Origin of the sequence: Runella sp. (assembly GCF_965279615.1) — a bacterium.
Taxonomy (GTDB): domain Bacteria; phylum Bacteroidota; class Bacteroidia; order Cytophagales; family Spirosomataceae; genus Runella.
This window is the reverse complement of sequence record NZ_OZ257252.1, coordinates 2,858,037-2,880,998: the sequence shown is the minus strand read 5'-3', so window position 1 is coordinate 2,880,998 and position 22,962 is coordinate 2,858,037. Positions and strand designations below refer to the sequence as shown.

General features: G+C 43.4%; 18 protein-coding genes. 13 read left to right on the top strand and 5 right to left on the bottom strand.

The annotated features are described in order from the left end of the window. The first annotated feature begins 53 nt into the window (after positions 1–53). Complete coding sequence (locus ACQY73_RS12340; protein ID WP_428666188.1) at positions 54–3,386, top strand: sensor histidine kinase; 3,333 nt, start codon at positions 54–56, stop codon at positions 3,384–3,386. A gap of 623 nt (positions 3,387–4,009) precedes the next feature. On the opposite strand, the gene ACQY73_RS12335 is transcribed toward ACQY73_RS12340, so the two are convergent. Next, complete coding sequence (locus ACQY73_RS12335; protein WP_428666185.1) at positions 4,010–5,863, bottom strand: tetratricopeptide repeat-containing sensor histidine kinase; 1,854 nt, start codon at positions 5,861–5,863, stop codon at positions 4,010–4,012. Positions 5,864–5,919: 56 nt separating this feature from the next. Further along, positions 5,920–6,633, bottom strand: a complete 714-nt coding sequence (locus tag ACQY73_RS12330; RefSeq protein ID WP_428666182.1) for a LytR/AlgR family response regulator transcription factor — start codon at positions 6,631–6,633, stop codon at positions 5,920–5,922. 343 nt (positions 6,634–6,976) lie between these two features. Between ACQY73_RS12330 and ACQY73_RS12325 the strand changes: the two genes are divergently transcribed. The 7 genes from ACQY73_RS12325 (at position 6,977) to ACQY73_RS12295 (ending at position 10,668) form a co-directional block, all read left to right on the top strand. Next, positions 6,977–7,345: a response regulator gene (locus ACQY73_RS12325; RefSeq protein ID WP_428666179.1), complete on the top strand. Its 369-nt coding sequence runs from the start codon at positions 6,977–6,979 to the stop codon at positions 7,343–7,345. Between the two features lie 145 nt (positions 7,346–7,490). Continuing rightward, positions 7,491–7,802 carry a thioredoxin family protein gene (locus ACQY73_RS12320; protein ID WP_428666177.1) on the top strand — a complete coding sequence of 104 codons (312 nt, stop codon included), beginning with the start codon at positions 7,491–7,493 and terminating at the stop codon, positions 7,800–7,802. Between the two features lie 265 nt (positions 7,803–8,067). Beyond that, complete coding sequence (locus ACQY73_RS12315) at positions 8,068–8,958, top strand: hypothetical protein (RefSeq protein ID WP_428666174.1); 891 nt, start codon at positions 8,068–8,070, stop codon at positions 8,956–8,958. Positions 8,959–9,099: 141 nt separating this feature from the next. Further along, positions 9,100–9,297: an MbtH family protein gene (locus ACQY73_RS12310; RefSeq protein ID WP_428666171.1), complete on the top strand. Its 198-nt coding sequence runs from the start codon at positions 9,100–9,102 to the stop codon at positions 9,295–9,297. A 117-nt stretch (positions 9,298–9,414) separates the two neighbouring features. After that, entirely contained in the window at positions 9,415–9,813 is a 399-nt protein-coding gene (locus tag ACQY73_RS12305) for a response regulator (RefSeq protein ID WP_428666169.1), read from the top strand. Positions 9,814–9,961: 148 nt separating this feature from the next. Then, a complete protein-coding gene (locus ACQY73_RS12300) occupies positions 9,962–10,150 on the top strand; it encodes a DUF6175 family protein (protein WP_428666166.1) in 189 nt (62 codons plus the stop codon). A gap of 83 nt (positions 10,151–10,233) precedes the next feature. Next, complete coding sequence (locus ACQY73_RS12295) at positions 10,234–10,668, top strand: hypothetical protein (RefSeq protein ID WP_428666163.1); 435 nt, start codon at positions 10,234–10,236, stop codon at positions 10,666–10,668. Between the two features lie 186 nt (positions 10,669–10,854). Here ACQY73_RS12295 and ACQY73_RS12290 read toward each other — a convergent pair whose 3' ends face one another. From ACQY73_RS12290 to ACQY73_RS12280, 3 genes are all read right to left on the bottom strand, one after another. Further along, on the bottom strand, positions 10,855–12,573 hold the full coding sequence (locus tag ACQY73_RS12290; RefSeq protein ID WP_428666160.1) for a GMC oxidoreductase: 1,719 nt from the start codon (positions 12,571–12,573) through the stop codon (positions 10,855–10,857). 35 nt (positions 12,574–12,608) lie between these two features. Further along, on the bottom strand, positions 12,609–13,160 hold the full coding sequence (locus tag ACQY73_RS12285) for a gluconate 2-dehydrogenase subunit 3 family protein (RefSeq protein WP_428666157.1): 552 nt from the start codon (positions 13,158–13,160) through the stop codon (positions 12,609–12,611). Positions 13,161–13,269: 109 nt separating this feature from the next. After that, the gene (locus ACQY73_RS12280; protein ID WP_428666154.1) at positions 13,270–14,304 is read right to left on the bottom strand and encodes a LacI family DNA-binding transcriptional regulator; all 1,035 of its coding nucleotides are present in this window, start codon (positions 14,302–14,304) and stop codon (positions 13,270–13,272) included. 376 nt (positions 14,305–14,680) lie between these two features. Here ACQY73_RS12280 and ACQY73_RS12275 point away from each other — a divergent pair, with 376 nt between their 5' ends. The 5 genes from ACQY73_RS12275 to ACQY73_RS12255 all read left to right on the top strand — a co-directional run bounded on the left by ACQY73_RS12275 (position 14,681) and on the right by ACQY73_RS12255 (position 22,949). After that, on the top strand, positions 14,681–15,847 hold the full coding sequence (locus ACQY73_RS12275; protein ID WP_428666151.1) for a glycoside hydrolase family 88 protein: 1,167 nt from the start codon (positions 14,681–14,683) through the stop codon (positions 15,845–15,847). Between the two features lie 65 nt (positions 15,848–15,912). Further along, the gene (locus tag ACQY73_RS12270) at positions 15,913–16,524 is read left to right on the top strand and encodes an RNA polymerase sigma factor (RefSeq protein WP_428666148.1); all 612 of its coding nucleotides are present in this window, start codon (positions 15,913–15,915) and stop codon (positions 16,522–16,524) included. Between the two features lie 81 nt (positions 16,525–16,605). Next, positions 16,606–17,697, top strand: a complete 1,092-nt coding sequence (locus ACQY73_RS12265; protein ID WP_428666145.1) for a FecR family protein — start codon at positions 16,606–16,608, stop codon at positions 17,695–17,697. 79 nt (positions 17,698–17,776) lie between these two features. Next, on the top strand, positions 17,777–21,226 hold the full coding sequence (locus ACQY73_RS12260) for a TonB-dependent receptor (protein WP_428666142.1): 3,450 nt from the start codon (positions 17,777–17,779) through the stop codon (positions 21,224–21,226). 76 nt (positions 21,227–21,302) lie between these two features. Further along, a complete protein-coding gene (locus ACQY73_RS12255; protein WP_428666139.1) occupies positions 21,303–22,949 on the top strand; it encodes a RagB/SusD family nutrient uptake outer membrane protein in 1,647 nt (548 codons plus the stop codon). The last annotated feature ends 13 nt before the right edge of the window (positions 22,950–22,962 follow it).

The following is a 22,962-nucleotide window of genomic DNA, read 5'->3' as shown; positions in this document are numbered from 1 at the left end:
AGAAGCAACTGTTTCCTATCTTTGGTAATACCACCTTAGCCCTTTGCTTTACTTTGAAACGTGAAAAATCTCTTTCTCGCATTGTTTACCTTGTGCTGCTTCACCTGCTGTATTCCTGTAATCAGTCAGAACGTCAGGATAGCTCCGCTCCCGCTTCCGGAGTAATAAGAACGAAAGGCCGTGTCATTGCGACCGACACCTTGCCGCCTCCGAAGGTAATTTCGTTAGGTGCTCAAAAATCAGTGACTGTAGGGAAACCTGCTGTATTCCCGATCAAAGACCGTAGCCGACCCGCCCATATTGTCGTGGCAGTTGTCGGAATTCCCGTCGTAAAGACACCCGGGCAGGATTCTTTTCTTCTGCCTGAAGTCGTTCCGGCTATTCCTGTAACCGTTTCTGCAAAGCCGCCACAGGTGGTATCGGCGCAGCAGCCCTATACCAAAGAATATAATCCGTATAATTTTATTCTCTTTGGATTATTACAAGGATTAGTGGAAACCCAAATTCACACCATGTGCCGGGATAAAGCAGGAAATATGTGGTTTGGAACGTTTAACGGAATTTCGAAATATAATGGGAAGACCTTTGAAAACTACACGACCCGTCAGGGGTTGATAGATAATTTTATAGAATGGATCTTCGAAGACCGTGCCGGAAACATGTGGTTTGGGTGTCGGGATGGCCTTTCTAAGTTCGACGGAAGAACGTTTACCAATTATACCGTCAGGGGAGGATTGAGTGATAATCATATCACCGGAATTTTGGAAGACCGCCAAGGCAATATTTGGCTTTCCACGCAAAGCAACGGGGCCTCTAAATTAGATAAATCGGGAAAAACCTTTACTCATTTTACAAAGAAACAGGGCTTGGCGGTGAAAGTATTCACGATGGCAGAAGACCGCTCGGGAAATATCTGGTTTGGAACGCAGGCCGAAGGACTCATCAAATACGACGGAAAAAGCTTCTTTCATTATACCAAAAAAGAAGGGCTAACTGACAATTCCATTATGCATTTGACAAAGGACAGGGCCGGCAACCTTTGGCTGGCTACCTGGAGCGGCGTGACCAAATTTGATGGTAAAAATTTTTACCACACCACAGGGCTGATCGGTAGTTGGATAAATAATGTTTTGGAAGATCAGGCAGGTACAATTTGGTTTGGGGCGCTGCCCGGCGGGGTATTTAGTCTCGATAAAACGGGTCGTACTCTCACCCATATCACGTCCAAAGAAGGACTGATTGACGACGAAATTTCGTCTATCGTTGAAGACCCTGCCGGTAACCTTTGGTTTGGGAGTTATAAAGGGCTCGTAAAATACAGTAGAAGGTTTAGTACCCTTACCAAGCAGGATGGCTTAGTGAGCAATACGGTCAGAAGCATGATTGAAGACCGAAATCATAATATTTGGGTGGGTTCGGAAGCGGGTGGTGGATTGACCTACTTTGATTTTGGCCAAAAAATAATCACCAATTATACTCCGAAAGAAGGACTCAGCCACGACAGCGCACTTACTTTATTGGAAGACAAAGAAGGCAATATTTGGGTAGGTTCCTTATACAATGAGATGGTACGGCTTAATGCTGACCGCAAAACCATCACCCACTTTCCCGAAAGCGGCAGTTTTGTTGTCTGTATTTTTGAAGACAGGGCGGGAAATGTATGGTATAGCTCCCGCGAAACGGGAGGCGTATTTCGAATCAATCAGGGTACTCAAACGCGGACGCATTTTACGGTGCAGCAGGGGCTTTGTCATGACCAAGTCATTCGGATCTTTCAGGACAGAGCCGGGAATATGTGGTTTTGTACATTTGGGGGTGTTTCCCGATTGGATAAAGACGGCCGTACGTTTACGAATTATACCGAAAAAGAAGGCATGAGTTTCGGTATATTTGAAAGTATTGTGGAAGATCAACGAGGAGATTTTTGGTTTGGCACCTTAGGCGGAGGAATTACCCGTTTGGATGTACGTAATCAAACCTTGCGGCATTTTACCGAGGCGGAAGGTTTGAGCCACAATACAGTATTTGGTTTGCGGGAAGACAAAGCGGGAAATCTCTGGATTTCCGCGCGTACGGGATTGGATAAGTTGTCCAAAAAAGAATTGGAAAAAATGGCTGCGAATCCCTACGATCCGGTACAACCTTTTTTCAAACAATATACTCCCGAAAACGGGAATACGGGTTTTGCTGAAGGACGGTATTATCTCCTTGAAACAAAAAACGGCGATCTCTGGATACCCAAACTGGATCGTCTGACGATTTATCATCCTCGGCAAGACAAGCCAAATCCCGAAGTACCTACCGTTCAGCTTACCGATATAAAACTGTATAATGAGGCTATTGCGTGGAAAAAGGACACCAATTTTGTCTTAAAAAATGGATTTGCCGTCTATGACTTTACGTTTGAAAGATTATCTCAATGGCAGAGGATTCCTGAAAAATTGAGTCTGGCGTACAATAACAACTTTCTTACCTTCGAGTTTGCAGGTACCAATACGCATTCTCCGCAAGCCATTAGCTATCAGTATCAGTTGGAAGGATTGGAAAACAACCCGAGTGCAATCACCCGGCGTTCGGAAGCAACTTACGGCAACTTATCGCCCGGAAACTACACGTTCAAAGTAAAAGCCATGAACGAAGAAGGAGTGTGGAGTAAAGAAGAGGCCTATTCCTTCACCATTCGTCCGCCTTGGTGGAAAACGTGGTGGTGTTATTTGCTGTATACCGTTGTCATTGGTGGATTGATCTATACTTTTATCCAATATCGGATCTTGCAGGGAATAGAAAAGATCAGAGCGATGGAAGTGATTCGGATGAAAATCTCCAGCGACCTGCACGATGATGTCGGTTCTATTTTGGGCGGTTTAGCCATGCAATCTCAGATGATGGCATTAACTGCCAAAGAAGAGCAAAAAGAATCATTGAACGAACTCAGTAGCATGAGCCATGATGCCATGGAACGCATGCGTGACACGGTTTGGACGATTGATTCCCGAAAAGATAAATACGAGAACCTCATTGATCGTATGCGGGCATTTGCCGAAAAAAGCCTCAACAGAAAGCAAATCACGCACGATTTTATCATTGATATTGATGATGCCCGAAAATTCATTGATCCTCAAAGAAGGCAAAATATCTACCTGATCTTTAAAGAAGCTATCACCAATATCGTGAAGCACTCCGACGCTACACATGTCGCTATTTTGTTTACTGAGCAAAAAAACCGCCTTCATTTGCTTATTCATGATAATGGCTCCCAATCCCCAACCGCCACGTCGTCGGATGGGCTGGGCCTCAGCAACATGCAGATGCGCGCATCTCAATTGGACGCAATCCTGACCGCAACGTATGACAAAGGTTTTAAGGTGGAATTGAAATTGGGATAAAGGCTTGAAGCAGAGAATCTATTGAGTTATTGACCTGCGATTAATTAGTTCAAAAGATAAGGCAGGTGTTTGGAATACTCACCCCAAACACCTGCCCAACTCATATTTATGCTGTTTACACCAATTGCTTACTTCAAAGTTGGCCCACCCCGGCTTTGGATTGGGAACAGGTTTTTGTAGAAGTAAAAGCTCACAGATAAAGCAATCCTCTACAGATCCTTTGCCTTTAACTGCTTCACGGTGTAGTCTGCCGCGCGGGCGGTGAGGGCCTTCCGGCAACAGGAGAATCATCCCTCCTTAGAGTTGATGAGTAATAAATTTATCGACCAAAAATTGTCTTATATACACGATAATCCTGTAAAAGCAGGATTAGTAGATGAGCCGTGGGAATACAGGTATTCTTCAGCACGAGATTACATGAGCAATCAAAAAGGGCTTTTAGAAATAGAATTATTATGAAAGTAAGATGCTTGGCGAGTTTGGTTGGCTTGGAAGGGCCGTTATAAACGGCCTCTTATATTCAGTACGCAGTGTTCTACCGAACACTACGCACAACGGAAGTTGTGATATCCTCTCGAATATTCATGTTTTAGTCCTAACGTCAGCGAGGTTTCAAAAAGGTACTAAAACGCCAGTGTAAACGCTGTCCCACGTCCGACGGTGCTTGTCACATCAATTTGCCCGCGATTGAGTTCCACCAACTCCTTAGTCAATATCAAACCCAAACCTGTACCTTGCTCTTTTGATGTGCCTGCACGATTGGTGTTTTTATCTATTTGAAACAGTTGAGACATGATTTCGGACGACATACCGATACCGTTGTCTTGAATCATCAGCCTTTTACCCCCCTTACCAAAGGAATCATTTTCGGCTTTGAAAACGACAGCACCTTGAGTGTGTGTGAATTTCAGAGCATTTTGTAAAAGATTCCTGATGATGAGCACAAAATGGTTTTTATCCACTTCTAAGGTGATATCATCGGGAATAAATTGCTGTATTTCAATCTGTTTGCCTTTGGCTATTGGCTCTAACAGACTAATTTGTTCATTGATGACCGCTGCTACGTTTATAATTTCGACCTTTGTTTTCATGCCTTCCATCTGCGTAATTGCCCAATGCAACATATTTTCACAGGTACTGTACAGATTGTGCGCTTTGATACTGAGGTCTTTGACAAGGGTTTCAAACTCAGCTTGACTAATCAAGCCCCAAGCAGGCAGCATCAAAAGTGCTTTAAAATTGGCAAGTGGCGACATCAAATCGTGGCTAATGAGGGCAAACAGTTTGTCTTTTGCAGCATTAAGTTTGGCCAATTCTTGTTTTGTCTTTTGTTCGCGTTTATAGAAATAATAAACAACGAGGATGCCCAACAACATGACAACAGCTATACAAAAACCTGAAATCGCCAACCACCTTTGTTTATCTACTTCATTTTGTTTCACCAAAAGGGCTTTTTCAGATTCCACCATCAGTACTTTTTCTCGTGACTGATTCTTCAATGCAGTCGTCATAAAGCCAACTCTGGCTTCTGCATATTCTTTGTAGTGTTTGATACTGAGTGGGTAGTTGCCCAGCATTTCGTAGGCTTCTGCCAGATATTTATGACCGTCGGCTTTGAATTCCTGTGTTTTACGATTTGTTTTTAAAGTCAATAATTTAGTTGCTAATTTTATAGTCATATCGGGGCGATTGACATCTAAACAAAAAAAAGCAACATTGTCAATATCAGCAACATTATTACCCAAGTCTATTGTATCAATCATTGCCTGTATTTTATGGGTATAAACTTTTACTGCTTGCGTTTTATCGGGCATTTTTTTTAAGACCCGCAAAAAATAACCATAAAACTGCAATTTATCTTTTGCTTTGAAATAGCCTTTTTTTTCGAGCCGCGTCAGTTTTTCACCCACTGCATAAGCCTCGTCTATGCGATTGTCAGAGGTATAATGGTACAATAAAGTAATGAAATAGTGAGGATGTGGAAAATCGGTTTTTTCAGCAAAATCAATTGATTTTAATTGATATTCATACATTTTATCCCGAAAACCTTGATGGTAATAAACAAAACCGATGCTGTTACAAACAGAGGCACAGGTTTCATGATAGGCTGCTTTTTCGGCCACATTCAAAGCTTTTTGATACCATTCAAAAGCCTCGTATTCGTTCAATTTCCCAGCCTGATAGAAATTCGCAATGTCAAGCATGAGTTGTACTGTTTTTTTGTTATCGCCCATTTGTTGCGCTATTTGCAAACCTTTTTGATACAGCACGAGGGCTTGGTCGGTTTGCCCTAAGTATTTTTCATAATTTTCGTTAAGCAGTATAGCCACCCGTTCTTTGTCGGAAGCCGCCGCATGAAAAGCCTTTTCCAAACTAGCAGTTGGCGTAAGTTGGGCAACTTGTGGTGCGTTTTTTTGGGCGCAAATGGAAGACATAGAGACCCAAAGCAATGCCCAAATAGTAGAAATTCTTTTCACTATTGATCTATTTTTAGTTGACTGTGTAGATATCTTACTTTATATTGAGGGGGCTGTTAACCACGCAGAACCCTGTAACTCTCAATATGTTTTTGATTGATTTTATTGCGGTATTGGTCGCCAATCGGGATTTCTGTGCCATCGGTCAAGACAATTTCGTTTTTGTTGATACGCGCAATCGCCTCGCGGTGCACCAAAAACGAACGATGTACCCGCAAAAAAATATCACTTTTCAGTTTCTCTTCCAATTTCGATAGTGTCAAAGTGGGGGTATAGGTGTCGTCTTTTGCGACAATGTGTATGGTGTTGTTTTTTGCTTCCATGTACAATATATCGTTGTAGCGCACTTGTACATAGCCGTTGCTGTCTCTGATGAAAAAATAAGGACTAATAGCCGATGTTTCGGGTGCAGTGTCTAAGTGTAGGCGCACTTTTTCGATGGCTTTAAGAAAACGGGGCAAGTCGGAGGGTTTGAGTAAAAAGTCAATCGGTGCCACCTCGTAACAGTCCAGTGCATAATCTCGGTGCGCCGTAACAAAAATAACTAAAGGGGGCGATTTCAGGCTTTTTACAAACTCCAAACCCGACATCTCGGGCATTTCGATGTCGCAGATAAGCAAATCTATTTCTTTCTCCATCAATAGGCCGTAAGCCTCCACGGCGGAATCACAGCTGCCAACGACTTCGATTAGAGGATTTACACCGGCAAATTTTTCAAAGACCAAACGCCAATGTGGGTCATCGTCAACAATAAGGGTGTGGATTTTCATAGAATCTTCATTTATATTTTAAAGCAGTGCTAAGATGGATTGTCTATCCGTTGATTTTTTCGCTGCGGATTTACCCCGTTTTATTGACAAGAAAAGCCTTTCTACGTACAGTGATCTTCTGCATTTGGACACGACCTGTTCAATCGTCTACTTTTATAGTACAAAGGCAAAAATAATTTTTTAAAAGCGACAAAAGAACCAAAAAGACATATAAAAAAAACAAATCATCGAAGAATTGGACAAACGACGGGCAATCAACGTGTATTCAACTGATTTAAAACGCAAGCCTCGCTATTGAGGGATAATCATTCAATTTATTTCACTTATTACCTATTTTATTAAAATGGCAGACAAAATATTAATCGTTGACGAAGTCGCGGCAATGCGCCGTAGTGTGCGCAGCTTATTAGGACAACTTGGATTAAACAATGTAGAAGAATCAAACAGTGGTGCTTCAGCATTAGAGAAGTTACGTAGCAGTAGTTACGACCTTATCATAGCGAATCACAAAATGGAGTCAATGACAGGCTTACAACTATTTGCAAAAGTTCGCGCCGACGAAAAACAGCGAGGTACCTCGTTTATTTTGATGATGGGTGTCAAAAATCCGGACGTCATTGCTGCTGCAAAAGAAGCAGGCGTAGAGGCTTTTCTTGTAAAGCCTTTTAAAAGCAATGATATTAAAAGCGAAATGAACAAGCTGGGTTTATAAAGGTAGAAAAAGGTAAAGTCTCGTATTACCACATTTGTACTACAAGGCTGTTTTCTCAAAACAACCAAATTGCAAACAACGCAAAGCCAAAATGCGATAAAAGCGGCACTATTCTCTTAATATTTTATTTAAAAATCATTTAACGATGACAGAAGTTACAGATAACAACTTTGAAGCTGAAGTATTACAGTCCCAAGTGCCCGTAGTAGTTTTTTTCTACATGACTTGGGCTGGTCCCTGCAAAGTGCTCAACCCCATTGTATTAGAATTGGAAAACAGCCACCAAGGAAGAGTAAAATTCGTCAAATTAGACATTGAAGCGAATGTAGAAGTAAGGAGCAGGTACGGAGTCAAGAGTGTGCCGTTTCTTATGAAATTTGAAAATGGGGAACAACAGTCACAAACGCGACGACAAATAAGCGGCAAATTTGATATTATACATGATTTGAGTTTATAAGCGTATCCAAAGCAGGGTGTTGGAAAAATTTTCAGCACTGTAGAGTAAATCCTTTTCTCCTGCTTGGTAGAGATGTGCCAAAGCTGTTCAAACAATGTAGGTGCAGGTTAGGCAGTTGTACCTACTATCTTACCCGTTTTTAACGCGTTTGTTTATTCAGTTTGTTGTATTAACCCCCTCAGTATTTCACACCATTCAGGCACTAAAGCAAAGCCAAAATACGATAAAGGCGGCACTGTTTTTCACATTTAAAAACTTAATTATTATGGCAATTGAAACGCTCGACGGCGGAGTCGCCTATCGGAAAGAAGATGGTTCTATCTTTATTCTGGGAAAAATGCTGAATTATCCTCTCAGATTCGCAGATATAACGGATGTTACTCTGACTCAACGCGGCTCATTATTTTCTTTTGGTCGTGTTGAATTAGACACAATAAGGGATGTGACCTCCGGAGTGAGTGGCGGCAGCATCAGCACAGCCTATCTTGCCGATATTGAGGTAATACCACCCTCTGAATATGTAGGTAGTGTGCAAATGGAACCTGACGGACTCAAAGGATACATCACGTTGACAAACTATGATGATATCAAAATGGCATTTGAAGCACAGGATTTGTCCACCGAACTGCAAAAACAAAATATGGAGGGAAAATTGGTGAGTTTTCAAAAAATCAGATTCACCGACCATCGCGTGTATGCTACTAACATTCAGATTTGTACTACACCTGTTAGTGCCAGGAATAGTAGCCTTTTGGCAAGAGTAGATGAGTTTTATGCAGAAGAGAATTTACTTTATCTTGATATTTTTTTTAATGAAAAAGTTATGTCCGCTGTCTATGATGTGAGCGAGAATCCCAACTTTCAAGAAAACCAAATTATCACAGTCAAAGCAGACATAAAGTACAATCATGCTACCGTAAAAGAACTTCATAGCATTGTAGATAGACGAAAAGGGCTATTGAAAGAGTTTAAAGATGCAACAAAACGTTGGGCTTGTATCATAGATGAGTCCAATGCCGCTATTGGATTTTGGTTTAATATTGCTGATGTTGAACCAAGTTCATTGACCAAATTGGCAGGCGGTAAGACCGTTTCCTACAATTTAAAATGCGAAAATTCAAAACTGATTCCTTACAATATTCGAATCGAAAATTAATGGTACTTCCGTACTCAGGGTGGAGTTTTTTCTCAAAATCATCCGATTACTAACAACGCAAAGCCTCCGAATACTCGGGGCGATAAAGGCGGCACTGTGTTTATCAATTCAATTTCATCATTTTATTAAAAATTTTCAATCATGGAAAACAACATAATTTACAAAGTCGTGATAAATCACGAAGAAATGTACAGTATCTATCCTGCTGACAAACCCAATGCATTAGGTTGGAATGATGTAGGTTTTTCCGGCACGAAGGAAGCCTGTATGAGTCATATCAATGAATTATGGACAAATGAAAGACCAAAGAGTTTAAGAGATAAAATGAAAGGAGATTAAAAGTGACTTATAGCAGTGATAAGCTGAAAAACTTTATAGAATCCATTCAAAAAACGTTTCTATCACTTCGCTGAGGGGGTGGCGTTTTTCTCTCACATAATTAAAATATTTAACAATATGGCATCCTACAAACGAATCATGCTCATTGATGATAACGAAACTGACAATGTCATCAACGAAGAAATCATTAAGTCTAACTCATTTGCTGACACAATTGATGTATTTAACACAGGACAGGCAGCATTGGATTATCTTCAGGCACATGCCACTCCTGAGCTTGAAGGCAAATTACCTGAAATCATTTTTTTAGACATTAACATGCCTATTATGAATGGATTTGAGTTTTTGGAAGAATTTGAAAAATTTAATTTAACTGTAACCAATAAATGTAGAATCATTATACTGACTGCATCGGTCCAGTCTAAAGACATTGATCGCGCAGCAAGCAGTAAGTATGTGAAACTGTACTTGGGTAAACCATTGAATATAAGGCATTTGAATGCGATTGATATATAGTTTGAAATTACAGCAGGCGACACTGTTCAACAATTGTTTTATTGCCTAAGCTATCCCTCAATAAAACAACCTTTTTGACAACAACGCAAAGCCAAAATGCGATAAAGGCGGCACATTTTATTTTCTTTTTTTTTTAAATCAAAACAAAATGAATTTACCAGTTGTAATAGTTATTCCATCAGATATTTGGATGGAGAGTAATAATTATGGCATTGATAATGCAAAAGGAATGTTTGAACCTGATTACACAAGGGCTTTTCAAAATGACCCTGATTTATTATTAGCAATGTCAAAAATAAATATTATACTAGGCGAATGGAGATTTGCATACTCTTAACCGCTTAAATATTTGAACTGGTTTGAGCTTAACCGGAACAAAAATGATAGGCGATTTAATCAAGAATGTAAGGTTAACCGGTAATGGCAGAAATTGATGGCTTACGACAACTTCCGTTAGACTTACCCCAAGGGTCAGAAGCCTATTTAGACAGTGGCTTTACTGACTATTTGTTGGAAGAAGACCTTAAAATTGCCGATGATATTCAATTATATGTTGCCGGAAAATCAAACTCTAGAAGACCGCATCCGCCTTGGATCAATTTCCTGATAAAACATCATCGTAAACCCATTGAAACTACATTTAGTGAAATCACCAATTTATTCCTCAGAAAGATTCATACAGTCACTCAAAAAGGATTCTTACTTAAAGTGGCACTGACACTATTTACTTTTACTTTAGTGGAATCGATTAACTGGCAACTTAGATTAATTAAACACTCTCCCAATCGTTTCTTTATACATTTCCTCAATGGTTTTATTATTGTTACCTGCTCAAATATTTTAAGCCGTTGTTGATATCCCCCACTTCCCACTTTTTCTCACAGCAAAATACTGTAAAAATCAAATATTTAAAAATCAGTGCGTTGGCAGTAGTTTTCATCAACTGAGGCTATGAATTACGTCAAATACGTTGTTGATGAAAACATAATGCAAAAGAGCGAAGCAATGCCTCGCTCTTTTTTGTTTTGATTGACTTCGCTACTACAAATTCTTCGCCTTCAACTGCTTCACAGCGTAGTCTGCCGCGCGGGCGGTGAGGGCCATGTAGGTCAGGGATGGGTTTTGCGTGGAGGTAGAAGTCATGCAGGCGCCGTCGGTAACGAATACGTTTTTGCAGGCATGAAGTTGATTGAAATTATTCAGCATCGATGTTTTAGGGTCTTTTCCCATGCGGCAGCCACCCATTTCGTGGATGTCGAGGCCCGGCGCTTTGGTTGGATTATCGTTGGTTTTGATGTTGGTAAAACCTGCTTTGGTAAACATCTCCGTCAACTGTTCGTGAAAATCTTTGATCATTTTCTCGTCGTTGTCGTCGTAGCTAACCGAGATTTTCAATTGCGGAATACCCCATTGATCGGTCAATTTTTGATCAAGTGCTACATAATTGGTTTCCTTAGGAATGGTTTCGCCCATAATGTGCGACCCGACTCGCCAATTGCCGTATTTTTTCTCGGCCAAGCTGTTTTTCAAATCTTCACCCATGCCTGAGCGGTCGTTGTACGTCATACGATTGGCGCTGAAACCGGCTGCGTAACCACGCAAAAAGTTGGTTTCCTGTTTGAACACATTACGGAAGCGGGGAATATAGCTACTGTTGGGACGAATTCCTTCGGTCGTTGTATCCAAAAACCCTTCGTATTCTCCCGAAATATTTGTGCGGTAATTGTGGAAGGCCACGTATTTTCCCAATACACCGCTGTCGTTCCCCAAACCATTTTGGAAACGATTGGACTTGGAATTCAACAGAATCAGGTTGGTATTGAGCGCCGCTGCATTTACAAAAATGACTTTGGCGTAGTATTCGGTCGCTTCTTTTGTTTTGGCGTCGATTACACGCACGCCCGTAGCTTTGTTCAGTTTTTCGTCGAAAATGATCGAATGCACAACCGAATCAGGCTTGAGCGTCATTTTGCCGCTGCGTTGCGCCCACGGAATAGTGGAAGCATTGCTGCTGAAATACCCACCATAGGGGCAGCCCCGCTGACACAATGCCCGGTTTTGACACTGCGCACGGCCTTGGTCGTAGTGGATTTGATTGGGCTTGGTTAAGTGCGCACAGCGTCCGATAATGATGGGACGAGCGCCATTATAATGCTTCGCCATTTGCTCACTGAAATACTTCTCCACGCACGATTGCTCATGGGGCGGCAAAAATTCGCCATCGGGCAATTGCGGCAAACCGTCTTTGTTTCCCGAGATCCCGGCAAATTTTTCTACGTAGCTATACCAAGGGGCGATTTCATCATAACTGATCGGCCATTCTACCGCAAATCCATCGCGGGCCGGCCCTTCAAAATCATACTTCGACCAACGTTGCGTTTGACGTGCCCAAAGGAGCGATTTTCCACCCACCTGATAGCCGCGAATCCAGTCGAACGGTTTTTCCTGTACGTACGGATGGTCAGCGTCTTTCACAAAAAAATGCGCCGCATCTTCGTTGAATGCATAACATCTGCTTACAATCGGGTTGGCATCTTTGATAGCTTTGGGCATTTGACCCAAGTGGTCAAACTCCCACGGATTTTTCAGCGTGGTTGGATAATCCGTAATGTGCTGCACATTGCGCCCGCGTTCGAGCACAAGCGTGCGTAATCCTTTGCCGGTCAACTCTTTGGCCGCCCAGCCTCCGCTAATACCCGAACCGATCACGATGGCATCGAACGTGCGGTCTTTGATAGAATCTATATTGAAATAAGACATTTTTTGGATTAAATAAATGGTTCACTTCGGGCTTCTTACCGGTCTGTTTTTTTCTCTGCCTTTCCCTGCGCCTTGGCGATGGGAACACATCCGTGATAAAAGCCGGGAGCCATGTTGTACTTCTGAATATTGACCATCACATATTCCGAGTTCTGGTACCCTTGGATCGTAAGGCCTTTGATCATGTTCACAAACTGTTTTGCGGCAGGGTCTGTAGATTCTGACATCTTTTTAAGAACGTCCAACCGTTGCTTGGGCTCAATTTCGGCAAATGCCTTTCCATACGCCTGTTTGGCCGCCTCGTCGGTGGTGGTGAGGCCTTGTTTCAATCCTTTTTGAGCCGTTTCTCCATAACAATCGTTGATCATCCGCATCGCAAATTGATGTACTTTCAGTGATTTCGCGCCGGGCGTGGTTGTTTCGGGAATGATCGTCTCTACAATTTCGGCCAACGTGCCTTCTTCACTGATAGATAAAGTTGAAAGTTGCCCAATGGATTCGGGTGTCCATCCCGCTGCCCAAGTCGGAAGGCTTATAAGTCCTCCAACGGCCATGGTTAAATTCCTGATTGCTGAACGTCTTTGCATGATTGCATTTCGTTATTAAATGGTTATCTGTTAATCGTTTATGATTCTTTATTAAAGTACTTTACTGAGGTTAAATTACCCATCAAAATAAAATAAAAAGCGTGACACATCAACTGACTTTTTTCTTGGAAGGCATGGATGACTCCCGCACCATCAGTTGGGTAGACAACGTCACGGTCTCAGGTACAGAGTGTTCCGACTCCAATTGTTTCAACAGCAGTCTCACTACCTGCGACCCCATTTCCTGAATCGACTGATTGACACTCGTCAATGAAGGCGAAAGATACACGCAGGTAGGTTCATTGTTAAAACTGACCACTGCCACATCTTCCGGAATGCGTATTCCTCTTTGTTTAAGGGCATACATGGTCGAAAAGGCAATGCGGTCGCTCATGGTCAAAATGCCGTCGGGTGGTTCGGGTAAGCTCATCATACTGAGGGCCTGCATCATGATATTTTCCTGCGTAAAATCGCTGTGAAATATATAACGCTCTTTGAAGGGCAGATCATATTGTTGCAGCGCTTCCTTAAATCCCTCCAATCGTTGATTGCTGATCAAAAGATTGGGCGGTCCGGCTAAGCATCCCAGTCGTCGGCAGCCGTTTTCGATAAGGTGTTCGGTAGCTTTAAAGGCGGCCAACTTATTGTCCACGATCACTTTGGAGGTTTCTATTCCTTCTGCGTACCGATCAAAGATCACCACCGGAATTTGCTTCCGTATCAACCGGTTAATATGGTCAAGATCCTGCGTATCGCGCGCCAGTGAAATAATGAAGCCTTCTACTTGGCTATTGAGCAAATTTTGGATCTGCGCCACCTCACGCAGGTACGATTCATTGGTCTGACACACCACCACGCTGTAGCCGGCCTGCATGGCGGCCTCCTCAATGCTGTTGAGAACCGAAGAGAAAAAGTAATAACTCAAGGTCGGCAAGATCACGCCAATGGTTCGAGTCCGGCTTTTTACGAGGTTCTTCGCCAGTTGGTTGGGTTGATAGTCCCATTCCTGCGCCAATTGCAGCACCGCCTGCCTCGTTTCGGGATGTATTTCGGGCATTCCGCGCAAAGCTCGGGACACGGTAGAGGCGGATAGATTCAGCGCATGAGCAATGTCTTTGATCGTAACGGGAGTATTCTTGGTCATGGGGCAATGGAAATATCATTTTTACAATATAATGGTGCTTGTCAATCCAAGGCTCAGGCTGAAAAAATGTGATTTTTTATACGTTTAATAGTACAAATATAATTTAATTTTTTGAAGACATAAAATTCATTTTCAGAAAAACCGCAAACGTTTGCGGTTACGTTTGCAAACAACCACAACACGTATTTTTAATTTTTTTTGCCTTTTTTCTGGCTTAAATAGCAATTTCCCCTTAGTTTTAAAGCAGGAAAAGACCTATTTATCATTTAGTCTAAAAAAGCGCTCATTTTCGAGTGCATTATTTATTAAGTTAAAACTTGTACTTTTCCCATTTTTACACCGTTTTTCCTTTTAGCTAATTTAACGATCTCTGTTAATGAAAAAAGTAATCCTGCTCTGCCTCTGTGTGATGGCCTTTTCGGCTTGGAGCCAATCAAAAATTGATGTAAAAAAAGAATTTGAGTTTGCCGCCAAGCAATACGAAGGCATGCTGGCCGCTCACCCTGACCTGACCCAATTTCCGCAATCTACACTGCCTGATGGTTCCCCGCGCGATATGAAATCCAGTTGGTGGTGCAGTGGATTTTTCGGAGGCTCACTTTGGTATATTTATGAGTACACCAAAGCCCCGCAATGGAAAGAGGCCGCCCACAAATGGACAATGGCCGTTGAAAAAGAACAATACAATACGGGCACGCACGATTTGGGTTTTATGATTTATTGCCCCTTCGGCAATGGCTATCGACTGACCAAAAACGAAGCCTACAAGCCCATCATGTTGACGGGTGCAAAGTCCCTTGCAACACGTTTTGACCCCAAAAGAGGCGTGATCAAATCATGGAACAGCTTCAAAGGCGGATATGATTATCCCGTTATCATTGACAACATGATGAACCTTGAGTTTTTGTTTTGGGCCGCGCGCGAATCCGGCAACAAAGACTTTTATAACCTTAGCGTAACACACGCGGACAATACCCTCAAAAACCATTATCGTCCCGACCACAGCGCCTACCACGTATTGTGTTACGGTCCCAACGGGGAAGTATTGGCCAAGAAAAACCACCAGGGCGCTGCCGACGAATCGGCTTGGTCGCGCGGACAAGCGTGGGGATTGTATGGATATACTGTAATGTACCGTGAAACCAAAGACCCGAAATACCTTCAACAGGCTCGCGATATTGCCGGCTTTATTTTAAATAACCCTACGCTTCCCGCCGATAAAATCCCTTACTGGGATTATAGCAAACCCGGCGAAGAACGCGATGCTTCGGCAGGAGCCATTGCGGCTTCGGCATTGCTGGAGTTGAGTACGTATGGCGGCAAAGATGCCAAAACGTATTACAACTCAGCGGTACAAATGCTTGAAAGTCTTTCAAAGCCACCGTACAAAGCCGAATTGGGCAAAAACAACCATTTCATTTTGCAACACAGTACAGGTCATAAGTTGGGCAATTCAGAAATTGACGTTCCGCTTGTCTATGCCGATTATTACTATCTGGAAGGATTGCTCCGTTACGCTGCGCTGAACAAAGGAAAAAAATAACTTGCTTCACGAAAAACTGCCGTCAAAGGCATATTCCCGAGAGGGCTTCGAGAGGAACCAATAGGATGAAACTACCTGACAATCAATCGACTTTCTCTGACCTTCAACTCTGGATCCAGTTGAAGAACGGAAACGAGTTGGCTTTGGGCAAGCTTATCAAAAAATATTTCAATCCTTTACAGAATTATGGCTACAAGTTTGTGCGCGATGAAGATTTTGTAAAAGATTGTGTACAGGAGGTATTCATTGAAGTATGGCAGCGCCGCGATCGCCTCAGTACGCCCGACAGTGTTCGGGCGTACCTGCTGAGTTCGGTTCGCAAACGCGTAGTACGGGAAGGGTTTCGCCAACAGATCATAAAAGAGGATGAACCTGTCAACCTTGAAAACGATTGGAATTTTGCGGAACTCTCACACGAGCGTTTTTTGATCGACGAAGAGAGTGAAGCGCAGCTTAAATATAAGGTAAGCAGTCTGCTCAACCGACTTCCCAAGCGACAAAAAGAAGCGGTTTATTTGCAGTTCTATCAAAATCTGGAGCGGGAAGAAATCGCTCAGATCATGGACATTAACCCACAATCAGTCTCGAATCTATTACAAACAGCTTTCAGGTTATTTCGGGAAAATTGGCAGGTGGTTTATACATTGTTGGGCATGCAGGAACTATTTATTTTTTGAAGAATAAGTATTTCTCCTACATTTCCGCTATCTATAAACAGATGACGACTATCTACTGCCATATTAAACGAAATACCCCTTATGTCTACTTTGTACCGAAACTACCAATTCGAGGATTTCGCCCGCGACAGGCGTTTTCGTCAGTGGGTGCTTGATAATGACCCCGAAAGCGCGCGTTTTTGGAGTGAATGGCTTGGGCAAAATCCCGATTGCGCCGAAAATGTTCACCTTGCCAAAGCGCTTTTGCTCGCCCTTGAAGAAACCGAGACGTTGACCGACGAAGACGAGTTGGAGGCTATTACGCAACGTATCCTATCCGAGCCTGAAAAGTCGGCAACCGTTTTTTGGAAAAGTAGTGCCTTTCGTCTGGCTGCTTCCATTCTTTTGGTGGTGGGCGTTGGTTTCGGTCTTTATACGTATTTTAACGCTGAATCCAACCTTCTTACCGGCATTGAAGAATCGTTTACTCCTCAAATCGCCGACAATTACCTTGAAAGGATTAACCAAACCGATGTGCCTCAGCAGCTTAAGCTGGAAGATGGCAGTACGATAACGTTATACCCTAAAAGCAGCATTCGTTATCCTAAACCCTTTGCTGCTGCCCAACGGGAAGTATACCTGAACGGGAAAGCGTTTTTTGACATTGCCAAAAATCCCCAAAAACCCTTTTGGGTGTATACGTATCATATTTCTACCCAAGTATTGGGAACAAGTTTTATGGTAAATTCATTTGCCGATGCGAAAGAAGCAAACGTAGAGGTGAAAACCGGAAAAGTGTCTGTCTATACCCGCAAGGATCTGGAAAAAGCCAAAGAAACCAACCAAAATGCGATGGCGGGCGTAATCCTTACACCTAATCAGCAAGTGGCTTTTTTAAAAAACGAAGAGCGTCTTTTAAAATCGATCGTTGCGGCCCCTGAGATTGTGGTTGAAGCGCCCAAGCAGGAATTCATTTTTGAAGAAGCCCCTGTTTCTCACGTCTTTAGCTTTTTAGAAAAAATTTATGGCCTCTCGGTCATTTACGATGCCAAAAACATGGAATCCTGCTACCTCACGGCCAATCTTTCCGACGAATCGCTGTTTGATAAACTTGATCTGATATGCAAAATTACCCATTCTACCTACGAAATGGTTGATGCTCAAATCATTATTCATAGTCGAGGATGTAAATAGAACTTTTTCAAAAAAAACTTTGAAAAAACAAGTATCTTAGAGTTATGTCCGCTATCCATGAGAAAACCACTATTTCATCATGGATATATTCTACAAGAAACCCCATTTTTTCCGAACACTCATGAAACTCTCGGTTACACAGATGCTGATTGCCATTCTGTGCATGAGTGTGTCTTATGCACACGACGTGGTCGGTCAGGAAATGCTCGACCAGAAAGTCACACTCAAACTTTCCAATGAAGACCTTAAAACAACGTTGGGTGCTATTGAACGTACCACCAACGTGCGTTTTATCTACAACCCAAAGGAAATCAAAGCAAATCAAAAAATTAACATAAACGCCCAAAACGAGAAATTGAAGGAAGTGCTGGAACAGGTTCTTGCACCTCTCAACATCAGTTTTGAAGCCAAAGGCAAGCAAATAGCCCTCTACAAAAAAGCGGTGGGGTTTATCGAAACGCCCCAATCAACGCCAAACGTTCTGCCTACGCAAAGCATTGACCAAAACGTAACCGGAACGGTCACTGACGAAAAAGGAGAAGCGTTGGTAGGCGTAACCGTACAGGTAAAAGGGACCACTCGCGGAGCTACCACCGATGCCAAAGGAGCTTTCAGGATCTCCATTGTTGACAGTAAATCGGTATTGGTATTTTCGTACATTGGCTACACCAAACAGGAAATCACGGTGGGCAACCAAACCAATTTCAGCATTAGTTTGGTCATTGACGACAAAAGCCTTGAAGAAGTGGTCGTAGTAGGATACGGTACTCAAAAGAAAGTAAATTTGACCGGTGCCGTTTCAACCATTGATTCGAAAGCCATCGAAAATCGCCCCGCCAGTAACTTAGCTACTGCCATGCAGGGAACTTCTCCGGGATTGATCATTACCCGTACAACCGGCCAGCCCGGTGAAGAAGGTGTAAATATCCAGATTCGCGGAGCAACTTCGGCCAACGGAAACGTAGACCCATTGGTCATTGTGGATGGGGTAACGGCTCCTTCCAATACCCTTCAAACCATCAACCCCAACGACGTAGAAAGCATCAGTGTATTGAAAGATGCCGCTGCCGCCTCTATCTACGGTGCGCAGGCAGCGGGTGGGGTTATTTTGATCACGACAAAAAAAGGAAAATCAGGCAAAGTAACGTTTGATTATCTTGGTCAATACGGTACCGATTGGTCCATCAACGTTCCGGGCCGGATGTCATTGTTGGAAGAAGCTGAATTTGCCAACCTTGCCCAAAAGAACGCGGGTAGCGGCGCAGCGTATTCAGATTTTGACTTGGAGCAAATCCGTAACAATGTGCCGTACACGATCAACCCTACCGACACAACAACTTACAATTATTACAACCAAGTACCACTGACCGATCAGATCCTACGGAGATTCACCGCCATGCAAACGCACAACATCACGGCGCGCGGTGGAACGGACAAGCTCAACTTCCTGATTTCAGGCGGATATTACGCCAAACAAGGTGTTTTCAAAGTAGGCCCGGACAACGTAAAACGGTATAACTTACGCATCAACTTAGGTGCTCAATTGACCAAGCATTTGTCGTTGGATTCACGTCTTGCTTACACCTTGCAGGATCAGGAAGCATCTTCGGCCGGTTTGAACGGTCAGGGATTGTTGTATCAGATCTATCGTCTTCGTACCCGTACGCCTTTCTTTACGCCCGAAGGTCGCTACAATGGTGCCGGTTCGGCCGCTACGGCTTATGCCTCGCTCGAAGCAGGTGGTTACAACAACTATTCACGCAATTTCTTTGACGGAGTATTTACCGCAAAATTGGCCGATGTTGTAAAAGGCTTGACCCTTCGCGCCGTAGCGGGTACGCAATACCGTCGCGGGGATCGTGATATTTTTGCCCGTACCGTACCTCTTTGGGGACGCAGCCGCATCTTGAGCTACCTCAACCAAGTGAACTCGTACTCAATGACCCGCGAATTGACCAAGAATACCAACCTGCAATTTCTGGCCAATTATGACTTAAAAGTGGGCAGCAAACATACCTTTGGATTCTTTGCCGGGTATCAGTGGGAAGATTACCGTTTTGACGCTCTCACCGCCGGCGCCAGCAACTTGGTAAGTAACGACCTACCTACGCTCAACCTTGGTAACGATTTGACCAAGAGCAACAGTCAAGACATTCGTACCTACGCTTTCCAGTCAGTATTCGGACGTTTCAATTATAATTTCTCCGATAAGTATTTATTTGAAGCTACCTATCGCGTAGACGAAAGTTCTAAATTAGCTCCCGGCTTGCGTACCAAAGGATTTGCTTCCGCTTCGGTCGGTTGGAATGTACACCGTGAATTGTGGTTTGCCAAAGCGCTGCCTTTCTTCTCTGAATTCAAATTGCGCGGTTCGTGGGGACAATTAGGTGGTTCATTGGGCAGCAACTTGGGTAACTATGATTACCTGAATTCGCTTTCTCGCGGTTCGGCACTGGTATTGGGCGATTCGCGCTCTTCGTATATCTTCCAAAACAGCATTCCTTCCACAAGTCTTTCGTGGGAAACCATCGAAACGTCAAACCTTGGTATCAACCTTGGCTTATTATCTAACCGTCTACAGATCACGGGTGATTATTACGTAAAATACAACCGTAATATGTTGACGCCTCAACAATTGCCCGGCACCATTGGTGTAGGTACACCACGCGTTAACAACGGAGAATTGAAATCATGGGGTTGGGAAACCGAAGTACTTTTCCGTGATAAGATCGGTAAAGACTTTACCTATTCAGTTGGCTTTAACTTATCGGATAACCAGAACGAATTGCTTGATTATGCAGGTCGCGTAGTAGTAGCTGCCGGTGTTAACAGTTTGGTTCAGGGATATCCATTGAATACCATTTGGGGCTACCAAACGGCCGGTTATTTCCAAACGGCTGACGAAGTAAAAGCATGGGCTTTCCAAGATAACCGTACCGGCGCCGGTGACGTAAAATACGTTGACAAAGACGGCGACAACCGCCTGACCGTTGGACAGGGAAGCGTTGCCAATCACGGTGACCTTGTGTATCTTGGTACTACAAACCCACGCTATTTGTTTGGAGCTAATTTAGGATTTCAGTGGAAAGGATTGGATTTCTCCATCTTCTTCCAAGGAGTTGGTAAACGTAAATACCGTCCGGTGATCGAATCCATCGCGCCGCTTTTGGTTACCTGGAAACAGGCATTGGCCATTCACCGCGATTACTGGACTCCTGAAAATCCCGATGCGCTTTATCCTCGCCCTTACGTAGGTGCTACCCACAATTACGTAGCTTCTGACAAATGGATATTGAACGCGGCGTATATGCGTCTGAAAAACATTCAGTTGGGTTATACACTACCTGCTTCCCTGACAAACAAGCTCAAAGTATCACGCGCTCGTTTCTTCTTCTCAGGTCAGGACTTATTCACAATTTCGGGATTGGGTGCTTTCCAAGGCTACTATGACCCTGAAACCCGCGACGGTGTAGAAAACGATTATCCGTTCTTCGCAACGGCATCAATTGGTTTAAACCTGTCGTTCTAAACAAATTTGATGGCAGAGGTTAATGAATATCCTTCAACGTCTGCCGTCTAACGTCAAATTTTAATTTTTCGGAATAATGAAACATACATTCAAACATATCTCTTACGCCTTTGTACTGCTGTTGGGACTGTCGGCCTGTGAGGTCAACCGTTTGCCCGAAACATCGGTCAGTGACGAAACCTTCTGGAAGTCAGAAAGTGACCTCAAAACGGCTTGTAACTACCTTTATACATTTTTGCCCGGATTTGGAACCATTGACCAAGTCAATTATGGAACAGAAGATGTATGGTCTGATGATGCTATCGGCTTAGCTTCCAATGGTATCAGCGACGGCTCACGGTTAGCTCCTGCAACCGATCAAAACTATCTTTCTCCTTATCGACTGATTCGGGCGTCTAACAACATCATTGAAAAATCGCCTCTTGCGCTTCCCACCACGGCACAAGCCACTATAGATCGTTATGTGGCAGAAGCGAGATTTTTCCGCGCATGGGGTTATTTCTCATTGCTCCAAAAATTTGGCGGTGTTCCGCTTATTTTAAAAACGCTTACCGATGCTTCTCCTGAACTCAATGCTCCTGCCGCCTCGCGCGATCAGATCATTGAGCAAATTTATCAGGACCTGGATTTTGCGGCGGCTAAATTGCCTACGCCTACCGTATTGGGAACTGCCGATTATGGTCGTATTTCCAATACAGCAGCATTGGCCTTTAAAGCCCGCGCTGCGCTGTTTGAAGGTACTTGGGCTAAATTCCGTAATTCCGGCGACCCTGTCAAACACCTTACTGCGGCTTATACTGCGGCAAAAGCGGTGATAGACAGCAAGCAACATGATCTGTTTGCAGGTTCTTATTTCGACCTGTTCCAGTATGCGGGTGAAGGTCGCGCCAATCGTGAGAACATCATCGTTCGTCAGTACGGAGTAACAACGACCGACCGCGTCAGTGTGCATAATTACTACCGTGGTTCTCTCGAAAACGGGAATGAAAGCCCAACCAAAAGCTTAGTAGATTCTTACCTGATGGTAGACGGTTTGCCGATCACTAAATCGCCATTGTACAAAGCTCCCACAAATACGCTTGAAATTTTCACCAACCGTGACGACCGTCTTAATTTGACGGTGATGAAACGTGGCGACCCTTACCGCAGCACTACGCCTATTTTCACCATCGCTCCTTTGGTATTCAATAAAACGGGCTATATGTTCCGTAAATTCGCCAACCTCGACGACTGGAACACACAGGCATCGTTGATCGACCGTCCTTTGCTGCGCTATGCTGAAGTGTTGCTTACCTACGCTGAAGCACGTTATGAACTGGACGGCAAAATCTCTGACACTGACTTGGAGTTGACCATCAACCGTCTGCGGGCGCGTGGTAAGATCGCAAAATTGACCAATGATTTTGTTACAAAAAACGCCTTGGACATGCGCGAAGAAATTCGTCGCGAGCGTCGTGTGGAATTGGCACAGGAAGGTTTCCGTTATTGGGATCTTCTCCGTTGGAAAACCGCTGAGATCGAAATGCCGAAGCCTATTTTGGGGATGTACTTCTTCAAAGATGAATTTGGAACAACGGTAGCTTCCAACTTAACTCCTGATAATTATATCTTGGTACAGGCATCAAGTTTCCGCAAGTTTGACCCTGCCAAAGATTATCTGTGGCCGTTCCCGATCAATGAGATGGCTCTTAATCCTGCTCTGAAACAAAATCCGGGCTGGTAAAATGCAACCGCAT